Genomic DNA, 15,410 nt, shown 5'->3' on the forward strand with positions numbered 1-15,410 from the left:
CAGTTTGAGCGGCGGCTGTTTTGTTTGAAGGCGAATTGCGCTAGTGAGTTTGCATGGCGCAGAAGAAAGCAAATGAAGTCGATAGTTTTCTGGCAAGACCGACGAGCTCTTTCCCGGTCGTGCTGCTTTACGGCCCCGACAAAGGGCTGGTGAGCGAACGTGCGCGCCGTTTTGCCGAAGCCAGCAAATTGCCGCTGGATGACCCGTTTGCCGTCATTCGCATGGAAGCCGACGAGATCGAGGCCGATCCGGCGAAACTCGCCGACGAAGCCCGCACCATCTCCATGTTCGGCGGACAGCGCCTGATCTGGATCAAGAATGCTGCTGGTCAGAAGAAGCTTGCCGAAGCGATCAAGCTGCTTGCGACCGAGCCGCCGCAGGAAACCTTCGTTCTGGTGGAAGCGGGCGATCTGAAGAAGGGTGCGGGTTTGCGCAGCGCCGTCGAAAACGCGCCCGCCGGCATGGCGCTGCCCTGCTATTCCGACGACAGCCGCGGCATCGATGGCGTCATCGATGACGTTCTGGCCGAATGGAAAATCCAGATCACGCTCGACGGCCGCCAGCTTCTGCGCGCAAGCCTTGGCGGTGATCGTCTTGCCACACGCGGCGAACTGGAAAAGCTCTGCCTTTATGCACGCGGCAAGGAACGCATCGATATCGATGACGTGCGCGAAGCGGTGGGCGATGTCGCGGGCCTTTCCACCGACGAGGTGATCGACGCGGTTCTCGCGGGAGACCTGCCGCGTTTTGAAATTTCCTTCGATCGCGTCGTGAAATCCGGCACGGCACCCTTTCTGCTGCTCAACACGGCGATGCGCCAGTTCCAGCAGGTGCAGACATTGCGCCATATTGCCGACACCGAGCGCAAAAGCGCCTCCGTGGTGGTGGCTGCAACCCGCCCGCCGATCTCCTTCAACCGCAAGAAACTGATCGAGAATGCCGTCAGCCGCTGGAGCGGAGAAAGCCTTGCGCGCGTCATGGAACGCCTGCAGCGCGCCGTTCTCGAAAGCCGCCAGAATGCGAGCCTCGCCATTCCCATCATTCGCCAGTGCCTGCTGGCGATCAGCGTCGAGGCCCTGCGAAACGCGCGCCGATAACAGAGCATTTCCAGCAAAAGTGCGAAGCGGTTTTTACGTTGGATAATGCGTAAAAACAAATGAATAGAGCATTTCCACTCGCGATACAGGAAATGATCTATCAATCACTTCAAGTATTTTTCTCAAATGAACGAAAAAGCTCGCCGCCAATATGGCAACGAGCTTTCATCATCATCTATTGTTTTGCAAATCAGCTCTGGAGACGGCGGCAAATCTCATCGAGTTGCTCAAGAGAACTGTAGCGTATCTTGACCTCTCCTCCGCGATCGCGATGATTGATCTCAACCTTCATGCCGGTAACATCAGAAAGCAGCTTTTCCAGCGCCTTGGTGTCGGCGTCCTTTTCAACCGGGCCCGGCTTGACTGACCTGGCATTGGCTTCGCCACGGGCTTCCGCCTGGGCCAGCGCCTCGACCTGACGGACCGACAGACCATCCTTGACGATCCGTTCCGCCATCGCGGTCGGGTTTTCCATCGTGATGAGGCTTCGCGCATGACCTGCCGAAAGCGCGCCATCGACAATGAAATCCTGCACGGGCTGCGGCAGCTTCAACAGGCGCAGCGTGTTGGCGACATGGCTGCGGCTTTTGCCGATGACCTGCGCCAGATCGTTCTGCGTATAGTCGTGATTGTCGATAAGCTGTTGATATCCAAGCGCTTCTTCAACCGCGTTCAGGTCGGCGCGCTGCACGTTTTCGATGATGGCGATCTCAAGTGCCACGCGGTCATCGACGTCGCGAACGATCACCGGGATCGTATCGACACCGGCCCGCTGCGATGCGCGCCAGCGGCGTTCGCCGGCAATCAGTTCGAACCGGTCGGGCTGGCCGGGTGCGGGGCGCACGACGATCGGCTGCACGACACCGTGTTCCTTGATCGACTGCGCCAGATCCTCCAGCTCGCCTTCCGAAAACATGCGGCGCGGATTGCGCGGATTGCGCGTGACGAACTCAATCGGGACGTTCCGTTCAATGGGAACGGGCGCCTTGCGCTCTTCCACAGGGCGGTCGATTTCACCGATCAGCGCCGCTAATCCGCGGCCAAGGCGCTTTTTTGAAGGATCGTCATTCATCGCTCGGCTTATTCCTGATTGTTTCGTCGTCGAATCGATCTGGAGCGGCTTCTTTAGTGAAATCGCCCCAAGGTGTTGTTTGCGCATGATTTTATCCGAAAACCGTTCCCACTTTTCGGAGGCATGCTCTATGCCGCCTGTAACTGCCGCTCGCGCTGGATCACTTCCGATGCGAGTTGCAAATAAGCCTGACTACCGGCGCATTTCAGATCGTATAGAATTGCCGGTTTTCCATGCGAAGGCGCTTCCGAAACGCGCACATTGCGTGGAATGACGGTACGATAGACCTTCTCGCCCATAAAGGCGCGAACGTCATCCACCACCTGCGCCGCGAGATTGTTGCGGCTGTCGAACATGGTCAGCACAATACCCTGGATCGAAAGCTCGGGATTGATGGTCGAGCGGACCTGATCGACCGTCTGCAAAAGCTGGCTCAAGCCTTCCAGCGCAAAAAATTCGCATTGCAGCGGCACCAGAACGGAATCGGCGGCAGCCATCGCATTCAAGGTCAGAAGATTGAGCGAAGGCGGGCAATCAACCAGCACATAAGAAAAGCGTTCGGCCACGGCGGAATCGAAGCGCAAAGCGTCGCGCAAGCGCCGCGTGCGGTCGGCTGACTGGGCAATCTCCATTTCGATACCAAGCAGATCGAGCGTCGACGGCACGATGTGGAGATTTGGAACATCTGTCGGCATGGCGGCATCGGGCACCGAAGCTTCCTGCGTCAGCACGTCATAGGAAGACAGAGGCCGGTTGCGACGATCGATACCAAGACCGGTGCTGGCATTACCCTGCGGATCGAGATCGACAATCAGTACCGTCTCGCCAATCGCTGCCAATGCCGTGGCCAGATTGATAGCAGTGGTCGTCTTGCCCACGCCGCCTTTCTGGTTTGCAATGGTTATGATCCTGGACATTTTGTTCATCACCGTCGCCTTGCTGCTGTCCGCCCGTTCGAAATTTCCGCTATTCAGGCGCCTTTGCGCCGAAGATTGGTGATTTCGAGTATGACCGAAGCCTGATCGATAGCACTTTGATGTTGTACCAGATCGAAACTCCAACCGACACGGCTTTCATCGATCTCGCGCTGATAATCCCGACCTTTTTGGAAAAGGGCCTTTGCGCCCCTGGTGAGCCATGGCTCTGTCAGGCCGAAAAGATCGTCGAGCGAAGCCAATGCCCGCGCGGTAACCACGTCCGGCGTCTCGATTTTCTGCCACATCGTTTCAATACGCGCCGAATGAACCCGTGCCGGGACATTCAAATGTCCCGCAGCGGTGCGCAGGAACGCCGCCTTTTTCCCCGCACTTTCGATGAGATCGATAGCGCCGCCTGGCTGCTCTGCAAGGAAACAGGCCGTCACGATGCCGGGAAAACCGCCACCGGAGCCGATATCCAGCCAGTTCCGGACATCGCGCGCCAACGGAAAAAGCTGTGCGCTGTCCAAGATATGGCGCGTCCAAAGCTCGTTCAAAGTGGAAGGCGAGGCAAGGTTGATCGCCTTGGACCATTTGCGAAACAGCTCTTCAAAGGCGATCAAACGGTCCGCTGTTTCACGTGAAACAGCGGGTACGATTGCTTTCAGGCTTTCAAAGCGGGTATCGGCGCTCATGCAGCGCCCTGCCCTTCGATGAGTTCTGCAGCCGCCTTATTGCGATAACCGAACTTCTTGATCTGCGCGATAAGAAGCGCCAACGCTGCCGGCGTCATCCCGTCAACCCGCTGTGCCTCGGCAATCGTTTCCGGCTTGCGCTGCTTGAGCTTGTGCTTCAACTCGTTGGAAAGACCGGATATCCCGTCAATGTCCAGCCCAGCTGGAATGAGCAGTTGTTCCTCGCGCTCCATGACCGCGATATCGCTTTTCTGCCGATCCATATAGACGGCATATTGCGCTTCGATTTCCAGAGCTTCGCGCGCTGTCGGATCGATGGCGTCCAGTTCGGGCCAGATCGGCATCAACCGGTCCAGATCGATTTCGGGATAGGACAGGAGATCATAGGCCGATCGGCGAACTCCATCCTGATTAAGATGCAGATCATATTGTTTAGCGAGATTGGGGGTAATCGTCAGCGACTGGGTCAGCACCCGCGCCTTGCTCAAGGCCGCTTCGCGGGCTTCAAAGCGCTCCTTGCGGGCGTGTCCCAATATGCCAAGCCGGTCCGCCAGCGGTGTAAGACGCTGATCGGCATTATCCGCGCGAAGCGACAGGCGGAACTCGGCCCGCGAGGTAAACATGCGATAGGGTTCGCTAACCCCGCGCGAGGTCAGGTCGTCAACCATCACGCCAATATAGGCTTCGGTGCGCTGGATAATGACGGGCTCGCCGCCAGAAGCACGACGCGCAGCATTGATCCCAGCGAGCAATCCTTGCGCGCCCGCTTCTTCGTAACCGGTCGTGCCGTTGATCTGCCCGGCCAGAAACAGGCCGGTGACTTTACGGGTTTCAAGGCTGCGCTTCAGTTCGCGCGGATCGATGAAATCATATTCGATCGCATAGCCGGGTTGCAGCATAACCGCCTTTTCAAGCCCCGGTATCGTCTTCAATATGTCGAGTTGCACGTCTTCCGGCAGCGAGGTCGAAATACCGTTTGGGTAGACCGTATCGTCGTCCAGCCCTTCAGGCTCCAGGAATATCTGATGGCCGTCACGGTCGCCAAACTTGACGATCTTGTCTTCCACAGACGGACAATAACGCGGTCCAATGCCCTCAATCGAGCCGGAATACATGGCAGAGCGATGCAGATTGGCGCGAATGATGGCGTGGGTTTCCGGCGTTGTCCGGGTAATGCCGCAGTCGATCTGCGGCGTGGTGATGCGATCCGTCATAAGCGAAAACGGCACCGGGTCCTCATCGGCAGACTGCATGTCCAGGCTTTGCCAATCGATGGTGCGGCCATCCAGTCGCGGCGGCGTGCCGGTCTTGAGCCGTCCGAGCGCGAAACCGAAGGATGTGAGACGTTCGGAAAGCCCAAGCGCGGGCTTTTCACCCATGCGGCCAGCCGGAATCTTCTTCTCGCCGATATGGATCAACCCATTCAGGAACGTGCCTGTCGTCAGGACGACAGCGCCGCATGTCAGGGTTCGCCCATCGGACAGAATGACACCGGTGATGCGCCCATCCTGTTCCAGCAGATCATGGGCGCCGCCCTCGACCACCGACAGATTGTCCTGCGCGGCAATCATCTTCTGCATGGCAAGCCGATAAAGCTTTCGGTCTGCCTGGGTGCGAGGGCCGCGAACGGCTGGGCCCTTCCGGCGATTCAAAAGGCGAAACTGGATGCCGGCTTCGTCAGCGACACGGCCCATCAAACCATCAAGCGCATCAATCTCGCGCACGAGATGGCCCTTCCCCAATCCGCCAATCGCAGGATTGCAGGACATAACGCCAATAGTATCAAAGCGATGCGTCACCAGTGCGGTCCTGGCGCCAGCGCGCGCAGCAGCCGAAGCCGCCTCGCATCCCGCGTGGCCGCCGCCGATTACAATGACATCAAAGTCTGTGGCTTCGGTCGAACTCATGAGGTTCATCCTGACGCAACTCGAATCCGTTTCAGAAAGATGTCTCTTTGCCACGAATGGACTTCAAACGGAAGACCCAATCGGCTGACGGTGCGATGAAATCCCGGCGAAGGTTCGACTCATGAATGAATGAGCGAGTCAATCGCTCCGGCGAGATTCCACAGATGTTTCACGTGAAACAATCTTCAATGCCGGTCATGCACCTGTTTCACGTGAATCATTTGCCGATGCAGAACTGGGAGAAAATCACGTCGAGTATTTCTTCCACATCAACATCGCCGGTGATGCGTCCGAGATATTGTGACGCCAGACGCATATTTTCTGCGCGCAGCTCGAGCGGGACATTGGTCCCGTTCAACGCCTTGTCGATCTCCACGACAGTGGAACGCAGAAGGCTGATATGCCTTTGTCGCGTAGGAACTGCGTCCTCGATCTGCCCAATCTGGGCTTCTGCAAAGTTTTGCAGATCGGCGAGCAAGCCGTCCAGCCCCTCGCCTGTTCTCGTCGAGATGCGGTAGGACCACCCGCCATCTGTCTTTTCGCTGAGGTCGGCTTTAGTGCCGACCGTCCAGAGAGTGGCGGGCGTATCATCCGTTCCAATCGCGACGGGGTCGTTCATATCTTCAAGCAGCAAAACCAGATCAGCATCGGCCATGCGGGCGCGAGCGCGTTCAATGCCGATCTTTTCGACCACGCTTTCCGTTTCGCGCAGGCCTGCCGTGTCCGTCACATAGACCGGAATGCCGCCTAGATCGAGCTTGACCTCCAGAAGATCGCGGGTCGTGCCCGCTTCTTCCGATATGATCGCGACTTCACGGCCAGCCAGAAAATTCAACAGGCTGGATTTACCCGCATTGGGTGCGCCGACGATAACGACATGCAGCCCATCGCGCAGCATGGAAGCGCGTTTGCCGCTCGCAATATGGCTCTCGATCTCTGTCCTGAGCAGGGCGAGGGATTGCCAGACCTGCTCCGAGACTGATCCCGGCACATCGCTTTCATCAGCGAAATCAAGCTCAGCCTCGATAAAGGCACGGGCACGCAAAAGACGCTGGCGCCATTCCGTATAAAGCTCGCGCTGCGTACCGGAAGCGACCTGCAAGGCAAGCCGTCTTTGTCCCTCGGTTTCGGCTGCAATCAGATCGGCCAGACCTTCGGCAATCGTCAGATCCATCTTGCCATTGGAAAACGCCCTTCGGGTAAACTCTCCGGCTTCCGCTATCCGGCATCCGGCGATTTCTCCAAGCTCCGCCAAGAGCCTTTCGACGACCGCCTTGCCGCCATGCGCATGAAATTCGGCGCAATCCTCACCCGTAAAGCTGTTTGGCTCGGGGAAAAAGAGCACCAGGCCGTGATCGATCGGGTCACCATTACGGGCGCGGAACAGCTTATAGGCCGCGTGACGCGGCGTGGGTAAGACGCCAAGTATCGTTTCGAGTACGAATCGAACCCGTGGACCGGAAATGCGCACGACAGCGACGCCGGACGGCAGACGCCCGCTCGACAAAGCAAAAATCGTATCTTGCGGGAAAGCGATCTCGCTCATTCCGTTTCCTGACCTATAATCATAAGGACAAAGCAGCCAACGCGTGCTGAAGGAATGGCATATTCATTCGCGCAGTGAAAGAAAAGCCTTATGACAGAGTTCGACCGCAACGCCCTCGCTGGCAGCAACCGCCTTGCCGATGAACCGAGCGCCTATCTGCGCCAGCATGCCGATAATCCCGTCCACTGGCAGCCCTGGGGCAGGCAAGCGCTGGATGCTGCGAAGGAACTGGACCGGCCCATTCTGCTTTCGGTCGGCTATGCCGCCTGCCACTGGTGCCATGTCATGGCGCATGAGTCGTTTGAAGACCCGGATGTAGCCGCGGTGATGAACGCCCTCTTCGTCAATGTGAAGGTGGACCGCGAAGAACGGCCCGACATCGACCAGATCTATATGGCGGCACTGGGAGCGATGGGGCAGCAGGGCGGATGGCCGCTCACCATGTTTCTGCGCCCCGATGGCAAACCCTTCTGGGGCGGTACTTACTTTCCCCGGCACAAGCGCTACAACATGCCGGGTTTTGTCGATGTGCTGCACGCGGTCAATAATCTCTGGAACAAGGATAAAGAGAAAATTAACCATAATGCGCAAGCCGTTTTCGACCATCTGGAAGGCAGGCTCGCGGCGCAGATCACCCCAGTTACGAACGAGGTCGAGCGGTTTGACGAGATCGCTACACGCATAGGCAGCCTGATCGATCCGGTGCGCGGCGGGATCGAGGGAGCGCCAAAGTTCCCGAATGCGCCTTTCATGGACAATTTGTGGCTCTCCTGGCTCTATGGCCGCAATGAAACGCATCGCGACAATTTTCTCCTTTCGCTGAAAGTGATGCTGCAAGGTGGCATATACGACCATCTGGGTGGCGGGATCTGCCGCTATTCCACGGACGCCGAATGGCTGGTGCCGCATTTTGAAAAAATGCTCTACGACAATGCGCAATTCATTCGCCATGCGACTTACGCTTTCGCCGAGACCGGAAGTGATTTGTTTCGTTTACGAATCGAAGAAGCAATTGACTGGCTGGTCAGGGAAATGCGCCTGTCCGATTGCAGTTTTGCCTCCAGTCTCGATGCCGACAGCGAGGGCGAAGAAGGACGGTTTTACGTCTGGAGCGAACAGGAGATCGATGAGGCGCTCCGCGACGACAGCAAAGCCTTCAAGGACTATTACGGTGTGACGCAGGGCGGAAACTGGGAAGGCCACAACATCCTGAACCGCCTTCATGCGGTCGATGACGACGCCATCCTGCCGCCGATGATAGAAGCGTCACGCCAGAAACTGCTTGCGCGTCGCGAATTGCGGACACGCCCCGGACGGGATGAGAAGGCGCTGACCGACTGGAACGGGCTCGCCATCCGGGCGCTGGCCGAAGCAGGCCGCAGCTTCGGCAGGCAGGACTGGATCAATCTGGCGGTCGATGCCTATCGTGCCATAATGAGCAGTTTCCGCGATGGCCGCATCGCCCATTGCCGCATGGAAAATTCGCTTCTCTACCCTGCCCTTTCGACCGATTATGCAGCGATGATCAACGCGGCCATCGCCCTTCATGAAGCAACGAGTGAGCGGGCCTATATTGATGACGCGTTGAAGTTCAAGCAGGCGCTCGATGAAGCTCACAAGGATGGCACCGGGAATTATCGCCTCTCGGCGCTCGATGCCGACGATGTCATCCTGCACGCCTATGGCGACTATGACGAAGCAATACCGAGCGCGACCAGCCAGATCATCGAAGCGCTGACCCGGCTGTTTCTGGCGACGGGCAATATCGAGCTTTATCAAAGCAATGAGGCGCTGATCGAACAGGCGCTCGGGCGAGCCTTCGCCCAGCAATATGGGCAGATCGGCATATTGAATGCGGCGCGTTTTGCTGCCGAACCGCTCTCCCTGGTCGTAGCAAGCGAAGACGATGCCGGAGAACTTGTTTCGATAGCGAATCGAAATCCCGATCCGCGCCGTGTCGACAAGTTCGTGCGTTTCGAGCCCGGCAAGCCGATAGAATTGCCCACCGGCGGAACGGCTGAGACGGAACGTCCGTCAGCCTGGTTCTGCAAGGGGCATGTGTGCCTGCCGCCCGTCGAAAACGCCGACGCGTTGCGGCTATTGCTCGGCAAAACATCGTGAAACAAAAACGCCGCGACGGTTTCCCGCGCGGCGTTTCTGAAACGCTATAATCGAGCAATGTTTAGGTATTCATCGAATCGAAGAATTCACCATTGCTCTTGGTCTGCTTCAGCTTGTCGATGAGGAATTCGATCGCGTCGGTCGTGCCCATCGGCGCGAGGATGCGGCGCAGAACGAAAATCTTCTGCAGATCGGCGCGCGGTACGAGCAGGTCTTCCTTGCGGGTGCCGGACTTGAGAATGTCCATGGCCGGGAAGATACGCTTGTCGGCGACCTTGCGGTCGAGCACGATTTCCGAGTTGCCGGTGCCCTTGAATTCTTCAAAGATCACTTCGTCCATACGGCTGCCCGTATCGATCAGCGCGGTTGCGATGATGGTCAGCGAACCGCCTTCTTCGATGTTACGCGCGGCACCGAAGAAACGCTTCGGGCGCTGCAATGCGTTGGCGTCCACACCGCCGGTGAGAACCTTGCCGGAAGACGGCACAACGGTGTTGTAGGCGCGGCCAAGACGGGTGATCGAATCGAGCAGGATCACGACGTCGCGGCCGTGCTCGACAAGGCGCTTGGCCTTTTCGATGACCATTTCAGCCACCTGAACGTGGCGCGCTGCCGGTTCATCGAAGGTCGAGGAAATCACTTCGCCCTTCACCGAGCGCTGCATGTCGGTCACTTCTTCCGGACGTTCATCGATCAGGAGAACGATCAGATAGCATTCCGGATGATTGGCGGTGATCGAATGGGCGATGTTCTGGAGAAGGACGGTCTTACCGGTGCGGGGCGGAGCGACGATGAGACCGCGCTGGCCCTTGCCGAGCGGCGCCACCAGATCGATGACGCGGGGGGACAGGTCCTTGGAGGTTGGAACTTCCAGCTCCATCTTGAAGCGCTCATTGGGATAGAGCGGCGTCAGATTGTCGAAGTGAACCTTGTGCCGGATTTTTTCCGGATCTTCGAAATTGATCGAGTTGACCTTGAGCAGCGCGAAATAACGTTCGCCTTCCTTGGGACCACGGATCGGCCCTTCGACCGTGTCGCCGGTCTTGAGGGAAAAACGGCGCAGCTGCGAGGGAGAAATATAGATATCGTCAGGACCCGGCAGATAGTTGGCGTCGGCAGAGCGCAGGAAGCCAAATCCATCCTGCAGCACCTCGACGACACCTTCGCCGATGATTTCGACGTCCTGGGCCGCCAGCTTCTTGAGGATCGCGAACATCAGTTCCTGCTTGCGCATGGCGCTCGCGTTTTCGACCTCAAGCGTTTCGGCAAAAGCCAGCAGCTCCACCGGTGTCTTGTTCTTCAGTTCTTGTAGTTTCATTTCCTGCATGGATGAGGAACTCTTTTAAAATGTAGGGAGAAAATGCAGTTGTTCGGAAAGGTGGCCACATGAAGTTGTGACCGGCATCGAAGGCCTGCTGTCTTGAAGGGAAGAGGCTTACTACATACTGATTTGCAGCATGGAGAGCAAGTCTCATGTAGGGATAGCGCAAAATTTCTGCAACAGAAAAATGGCAGAAACCGGGTCGTGTGGTGCATTTGAAGTCATCTTGCCCATAAAAGGACAGGTCATCGATCACTTCAAATCCGCAAACCACACGAGTTCAGGGTGTTGCCGGTGCGGTTTTTGAAACCGGAATTTCCATTTTCACGGGCAATCTCCGGGAAAATTCCGGTTTCGCCACGCTGGCGGGGTTTCTTGTTGAAGCCGTTTTCTGATCAGAACGGCTTCACGATCACCAGTATGACGATCAGGATCATCAGAACTGTCGGCACTTCATTGATGATTCGCCAGTGCTTTGCCGAGCGTGTGTTGCGGTCTTCCGCAAAAAGCCGCGTGGATTTCGACAGATAGCCGTGCAGGCCGGACATCAGCACGACGAGCAGCAGCTTGGCATGCAGCCAGCCGCCCTGAAAACCATAGATTTCCCACGCCATCCACAGGCCGGCGATCCAGGTCACGATCATGGCCGGATTGATGATGAAGCGCAAAAGCCGCTTTTCCATCACCTTGAAGGTTTCCGATGTTTCGGAACCGGGTTTTGCGGCGGTGTGATAGACGAAAAGGCGCGGCAGATAGAGCATGCCCGCCATCCATGCGATGACCGCGATCACGTGCAGCGATTTGACCCAGAGATAGGCATCGGCTGGATTCACGTGAAACAATGCCCAGATGCCGAGCGCCACCACGAAGAGCGCGACGACGGTGCGAATGGCTACTGCCGAACCGCGATTTTCCGGAGCTGTCTGGCTCATGATTTTCCTCCGCGAATACGGTCGATCATGCGTTGCACGTTTTCCACCGGCGCCTGCGGCGTGATCCCGTGCCCGAGATTGAAGATCAGCGGTCCATGGCCGAGACGCTCCAGAATGGCGTCCACGCCTTCATCCAGAGCATTGCCGCCGGCCACCACGCGCAACGGATCGAGATTGCCCTGTATCGCTCCCTCGTTCTGTAGGGAAGCGGCAAAGGACAGGGGAACGGACCAGTCGAGACCGAGGGCGTCCACGCCGGTCTTCTCGCGATAGCCTGCATAAAGCATCCCTGCCCCTTTCGGGAAGCCGATGATGCGGGCTTCGGGATAGACCGCCCTCACCTTCTGGACGATCCGGGCAACGGGCTGGATGCAGAAACGTTCAAAACAGTCCTCGTCCAGAACACCAGACCAGGAATCGAAAATCTGCACTGCGTCGGCACCGGCGTCGAGCTGTTCGATGAGATATTCGGCGGAAACATCGGCAAGATCGTTCAGAAGCTTTTCAAAGGCTTCCGGAAAGCGATAGGCGAAAAGACGGGCGGGCGCCTGGTCCGGCGTGCCATGTCCGGCGATCATATAGGTCGCAACGGTCCAGGGAGCGCCGCAGAAGCCGAGCAGCGTGGTTTCGTCGGGCAACTGCTCGCGCAGCAGCCGAACCGTCTCATAGACCGGCTCCAGCCTTTTGGCGACGCCTTCGGTTTCAAGCCAGAAAATCTCGTCGGCATCGATCGGTGTCATCAAAGGTCCCCTGCCTTCTTCAAAGCGAAGGTCGCGTCCAAGCGCATGGGGGATGACGAGAATGTCGGAAAACAGGATGGCTGCATCAAAGCCAAACCGGCGGATCGGCTGAAGCGTCACTTCGACAGCCAGATCGGGCGAATAGCAGAGGTCGAGAAAGCTCCCGGCCTTTTTCCGCGTCTCGCGATATTCGGGAAGATAGCGTCCGGCCTGGCGCATCATCCAGATGGGCGGTGGGAAGATCGCTTCACCGTCGATCACTCTCAAGACTTTGCGCTTCATGTCTTTTCCATTCCACCCTGTGTGTTGCCTCAACCGTCTTTGGTCTGAAACTTATCCAATGCGGTTCTCATAAAGAAAGGATGATTCAGGAATCTTTTGATTCTTAGAGTCTGTTGGAATCGGGGATTAAGGTCTGTCCTGTTTTTCCCCACAGTTTCCATGCGGTCATGTCATCCTGTGCAATCATTCACCGATAGTCTGACCAAAAACAATGAAAACTCAATTCCCTCTTTTAATATAAGAGGTTACCAATTGACGCAGTTCATGCGCATTTGTGGAAAAGCTGGGAATAAAGGCGGGCTTTCGCGGATTCGTGAGTCTTGTCCACATTTGTTGATGACCGCTCGCCACATGTTCGCCCGCTGTGGATGACTTGCCAAGTTTCCCACGGCCTGCCATGGCTTGTGGAAGACGTTCGGCCTTTACGCACAGCCGTCAACAGGAGGGCAACAAAACTGTGACCAGACCGCTTTCCTACTTTCATCTTCATCTGATTTCTGATGCGACCGGAGAGACTCTCCTGGCGGCGGGCCGTGCGGCAGCGGCACAATATGCCAATGCGCGCGCCATCGAGCACATCTACCCGCTGATCCGCACCGAAAAGCAGCTGCGCAAGGTTCTCGAAGGCATCGATGCGGAGCCGGGCATCGTTCTCTACACGATCGTGGACCAGAAACTGGCGGCGATCATCGACGAATCCTGCGCCGAAATGGGCGTGCCGAGCGTTTCCGTGCTGGAGCCGGTGCTCAATACGTTCCAATCCTATCTCGGCGCGCCGGCGCATCGCCGTGCGAGCGCGCAGCATGTCCTCAATGCTGATTATTTTCGGCGGATCGACGCGCTCAATTTCACGATGGAACATGATGACGGGCAATTGCCCTTCGATATAGAGGAAGCCGACGTCATTCTGGTCGGCATTTCGCGCACGTCCAAGACGCCGACCAGCATCTATCTGGCCAATCGCGGCATCAAGGCCACCAATGTTCCGATCGTGCTCGGCATTCCCCTGCCCGAAGTGCTTTTCACGACGAAACGACCATTGATCGTCGGGCTGGTCGCGACGGCCGAACGGATTTCGCAAATCCGCCAGAACCGGCCGCTCGGCAATGTGCCGTCGCTGGACACCGGACTTTATACGGACCGCGTTTCCATCTCGGAAGAACTGGCCTATGCGCGTAATATATGCAATCGGCACGGCTGGCCGATCATTGATGTGTCGCGCCGGTCGATTGAGGAAACCGCGGCGGCTATCCTCGCTTTGCTGCGCGAAAAGACGAACAGAAGGGATCTCGATCATGTCTGACCTCATCCTCGCCTCCAAAAGCCCTTTCCGTTCGGCCTTGCTGAAAAATGCCGGCATAGAGTTTTCGACGGCAAGCGCGGAGATCGACGAGCGCGCGGTGGAGGCCCCGCTTTACGAAACGGGCGCCACGCCGGAGGAAGTCGCGCAGGTTCTGGCCGAGGCGAAGGCGCTCGATGTGAGCGAGAAGAACCCCGGCGCGGTGGTGATCGGCTGCGACCAGACATTGTCGCTCGGCGACGAGATTTTCCACAAGCCCGCCGACATGGAAGCAGCCCGCCGCCAGCTCCTGAAATTTTCCGGCATGACCCATCAGCTGAACAGCGCCGTCGTGCTGGTGAAGGATGGCGAGACCCTTTGGCGTCACGTTTCGATTGCCCGCATGACGATGCGCGACCTCGATCCGGGTTTTGTCGGGCGCTATCTCGGTCGCGTCGGCGATGCCGCGCTTTCCAGCGTCGGCGCCTATCAGGTCGAAGGTCCCGGCATCCAGCTTTTCGACAGGATCGATGGCGATTATTTCACGATTGTCGGTCTGCCGCTCCTGCCGCTGCTGGCTGAACTGCGGAAGGAAAAACTGATCGATGGCTGATCAAGTCATGAAGAAGGCTTTTGTCACAGGCTTTCCCATAAAACATTCGCGCTCGCCGCTCATCCACGGTTTCTGGCTCGCCGAACTGGGGATTGACGGTTCTTATGACGCGGTAGAGGTGAAGCCCGAGGACTTTGCCGCCTTCGCTTCCTCGCTTGCCGCAAACGGTTTTGCCGGTGGCAATGTTACCATTCCGCACAAGGAAGCAGCCTTTGCCGCCGTGGAAAGTCTGGACGACGCTGCCAGGGCCATTGGCGCGGTCAATACGCTCTGGCTCGAAAACGGCAGGCTTCATGGCGGCAATACGGATGCTTACGGATTTGCCGCCAATCTCGATGCATCGGCTCCCGGCTGGGACAAGGCCGACAGCGCCCTCGTTCTGGGTGCGGGCGGCGCAAGCCGGGCAATCGTCCATGCGCTTTTGACGCGCGGCTTCACGAAAGTCGCCGTCGTCAATCGCACGGTGAGCCGTGCGGAGGATCTCGCTGCCCATTTCGGACCGCGTGTCTCGGCGCATGGCTGGGACGCGGCACAGGATCTGGTTTCGGACGCCGGGCTGATCGTCAACACGACATCGCTTGGCATGAGCGGCCATGACGAGGGCGAGGCCTTTCCGCTCGATCTCGGCAAGGCGTCACCAAAGGCGGTCGCCACCGATATTGTTTATGTGCCGCTCCAGACCCCCTTCCTGAAGAAAGCCGAAGAGGCCGGACTGACCACCGTGGACGGGCTTGGCATGCTGCTGCATCAGGCCGTTCCGGGCTTCGAGCGCTGGTTCGGCAAAAGGCCGCAAGTGACGAAAGCCCTGCGTGAGCATATTCTGGCAGATATGGACAAGGCTGGCGCTCTGGTATCTGAATCAAAAAGCGTCAGGCCGTCGTGAAATGG

The 15,410-nt window shown here is 57.6% G+C and carries 14 protein-coding genes; 5 read left to right on the plus strand and 9 right to left on the minus strand.

Annotated features, from left to right (window positions below):
- Positions 1-53 precede the first annotated feature (53 nt).
- Entirely contained in the window at positions 54-1,097 is a 1,044-nt protein-coding gene (gene holA / locus OINT_RS11775; protein WP_006468037.1) for a DNA polymerase III subunit delta, read from the plus strand.
- A 190-nt stretch (positions 1,098-1,287) separates the two neighbouring features.
- Here holA and OINT_RS11780 read toward each other — a convergent pair whose 3' ends face one another.
- From OINT_RS11780 to mnmE, 5 genes are all read right to left on the minus strand, one after another.
- Positions 1,288-2,169, minus strand: coding sequence for a ParB/RepB/Spo0J family partition protein (locus OINT_RS11780; protein WP_006470998.1), 882 nt, complete (start codon positions 2,167-2,169; stop codon positions 1,288-1,290).
- Between the two features lie 128 nt (positions 2,170-2,297).
- Complete coding sequence (locus OINT_RS11785; protein ID WP_006470999.1) at positions 2,298-3,095, minus strand: ParA family protein; 798 nt, start codon at positions 3,093-3,095, stop codon at positions 2,298-2,300.
- 44 nt (positions 3,096-3,139) lie between these two features.
- A complete protein-coding gene (gene rsmG / locus OINT_RS11790; RefSeq protein ID WP_006468040.1) occupies positions 3,140-3,781 on the minus strand; it encodes a 16S rRNA (guanine(527)-N(7))-methyltransferase RsmG in 642 nt (213 codons plus the stop codon).
- A complete protein-coding gene (gene mnmG / locus OINT_RS11795) occupies positions 3,778-5,688 on the minus strand; it encodes a tRNA uridine-5-carboxymethylaminomethyl(34) synthesis enzyme MnmG (RefSeq protein WP_006471000.1) in 1,911 nt (636 codons plus the stop codon). Before mnmG ends, rsmG begins: the two co-directional genes overlap by 4 nt.
- A gap of 217 nt (positions 5,689-5,905) precedes the next feature.
- Complete coding sequence (mnmE, locus tag OINT_RS11800) at positions 5,906-7,234, minus strand: tRNA uridine-5-carboxymethylaminomethyl(34) synthesis GTPase MnmE (RefSeq protein WP_006468042.1); 1,329 nt, start codon at positions 7,232-7,234, stop codon at positions 5,906-5,908.
- 90 nt (positions 7,235-7,324) lie between these two features.
- Between mnmE and OINT_RS11805 the strand changes: the two genes are divergently transcribed.
- Positions 7,325-9,355, plus strand: coding sequence for a thioredoxin domain-containing protein (locus OINT_RS11805; protein WP_006468043.1), 2,031 nt, complete (start codon positions 7,325-7,327; stop codon positions 9,353-9,355).
- 61 nt (positions 9,356-9,416) lie between these two features.
- On the opposite strand, the gene rho is transcribed toward OINT_RS11805, so the two are convergent.
- The 4 genes from rho to hemE form a co-directional block, all read right to left on the minus strand.
- Positions 9,417-10,682, minus strand: a complete 1,266-nt coding sequence (rho, locus tag OINT_RS11810) for a transcription termination factor Rho (RefSeq protein WP_006468044.1) — start codon at positions 10,680-10,682, stop codon at positions 9,417-9,419.
- Positions 10,609-10,932, minus strand: a complete 324-nt coding sequence (locus OINT_RS23840) for a hypothetical protein (RefSeq protein WP_128570253.1) — start codon at positions 10,930-10,932, stop codon at positions 10,609-10,611. The genes rho and OINT_RS23840 overlap by 74 nt, the downstream gene beginning before the upstream one ends.
- A 139-nt stretch (positions 10,933-11,071) precedes the next feature.
- Positions 11,072-11,608, minus strand: coding sequence for a protoporphyrinogen oxidase HemJ (gene hemJ / locus OINT_RS11815; protein WP_006468045.1), 537 nt, complete (start codon positions 11,606-11,608; stop codon positions 11,072-11,074).
- The gene (gene hemE / locus OINT_RS11820; protein ID WP_006471002.1) at positions 11,605-12,630 is read right to left on the minus strand and encodes a uroporphyrinogen decarboxylase; all 1,026 of its coding nucleotides are present in this window, start codon (positions 12,628-12,630) and stop codon (positions 11,605-11,607) included. Before hemE ends, hemJ begins: the two co-directional genes overlap by 4 nt.
- 457 nt (positions 12,631-13,087) lie before the next feature.
- Here hemE and OINT_RS11825 point away from each other — a divergent pair, with 457 nt between their 5' ends.
- Genes OINT_RS11825 through OINT_RS11835 form a run of 3 tightly spaced genes read left to right on the plus strand, consistent with a single transcriptional unit; the run spans position 13,088 to position 15,405 of the window.
- Positions 13,088-13,933 (plus strand): pyruvate, water dikinase regulatory protein, encoded by an 846-nt coding sequence (locus OINT_RS11825; protein WP_006471003.1) that lies wholly within the window; start codon positions 13,088-13,090, stop codon positions 13,931-13,933.
- Positions 13,926-14,522 (plus strand): Maf-like protein, encoded by a 597-nt coding sequence (locus OINT_RS11830; protein ID WP_006468048.1) that lies wholly within the window; start codon positions 13,926-13,928, stop codon positions 14,520-14,522. The genes OINT_RS11825 and OINT_RS11830 overlap by 8 nt, the downstream gene beginning before the upstream one ends.
- Positions 14,515-15,405 (plus strand): shikimate dehydrogenase, encoded by an 891-nt coding sequence (locus tag OINT_RS11835; RefSeq protein WP_006468049.1) that lies wholly within the window; start codon positions 14,515-14,517, stop codon positions 15,403-15,405. The genes OINT_RS11830 and OINT_RS11835 overlap by 8 nt, the downstream gene beginning before the upstream one ends.
- The last annotated feature ends 5 nt before the right edge of the window (positions 15,406-15,410 follow it).

The organism is Brucella intermedia LMG 3301, from assembly GCF_000182645.1.
GTDB lineage: Bacteria > Pseudomonadota > Alphaproteobacteria > Rhizobiales > Rhizobiaceae > Brucella > Brucella intermedia.

Coding starts and splice junctions, on each gene's coding strand:
- holA (WP_006468037.1), top strand. CDS start 54: ATGGCGCAGAAGAAAGCAAATGAAGTCGATAGTTTTCTGGCAAGACCG.
- OINT_RS11780 (WP_006470998.1), bottom strand. CDS start 2,169: ATGAATGACGATCCTTCAAAAAAGCGCCTTGGCCGCGGATTAGCGGCG.
- OINT_RS11785 (WP_006470999.1), bottom strand. CDS start 3,095: ATGAACAAAATGTCCAGGATCATAACCATTGCAAACCAGAAAGGCGGC.
- rsmG (WP_006468040.1), bottom strand. CDS start 3,781: ATGAGCGCCGATACCCGCTTTGAAAGCCTGAAAGCAATCGTACCCGCT.
- mnmG (WP_006471000.1), bottom strand. CDS start 5,688: ATGAGTTCGACCGAAGCCACAGACTTTGATGTCATTGTAATCGGCGGC.
- mnmE (WP_006468042.1), bottom strand. CDS start 7,234: ATGAGCGAGATCGCTTTCCCGCAAGATACGATTTTTGCTTTGTCGAGC.
- OINT_RS11805 (WP_006468043.1), top strand. CDS start 7,325: ATGACAGAGTTCGACCGCAACGCCCTCGCTGGCAGCAACCGCCTTGCC.
- rho (WP_006468044.1), bottom strand. CDS start 10,682: ATGCAGGAAATGAAACTACAAGAACTGAAGAACAAGACACCGGTGGAG.
- hemJ (WP_006468045.1), bottom strand. CDS start 11,608: ATGAGCCAGACAGCTCCGGAAAATCGCGGTTCGGCAGTAGCCATTCGC.
- hemE (WP_006471002.1), bottom strand. CDS start 12,630: ATGAAGCGCAAAGTCTTGAGAGTGATCGACGGTGAAGCGATCTTCCCA.
- OINT_RS11830 (WP_006468048.1), top strand. CDS start 13,926: ATGTCTGACCTCATCCTCGCCTCCAAAAGCCCTTTCCGTTCGGCCTTG.
- OINT_RS11835 (WP_006468049.1), top strand. CDS start 14,515: ATGGCTGATCAAGTCATGAAGAAGGCTTTTGTCACAGGCTTTCCCATA.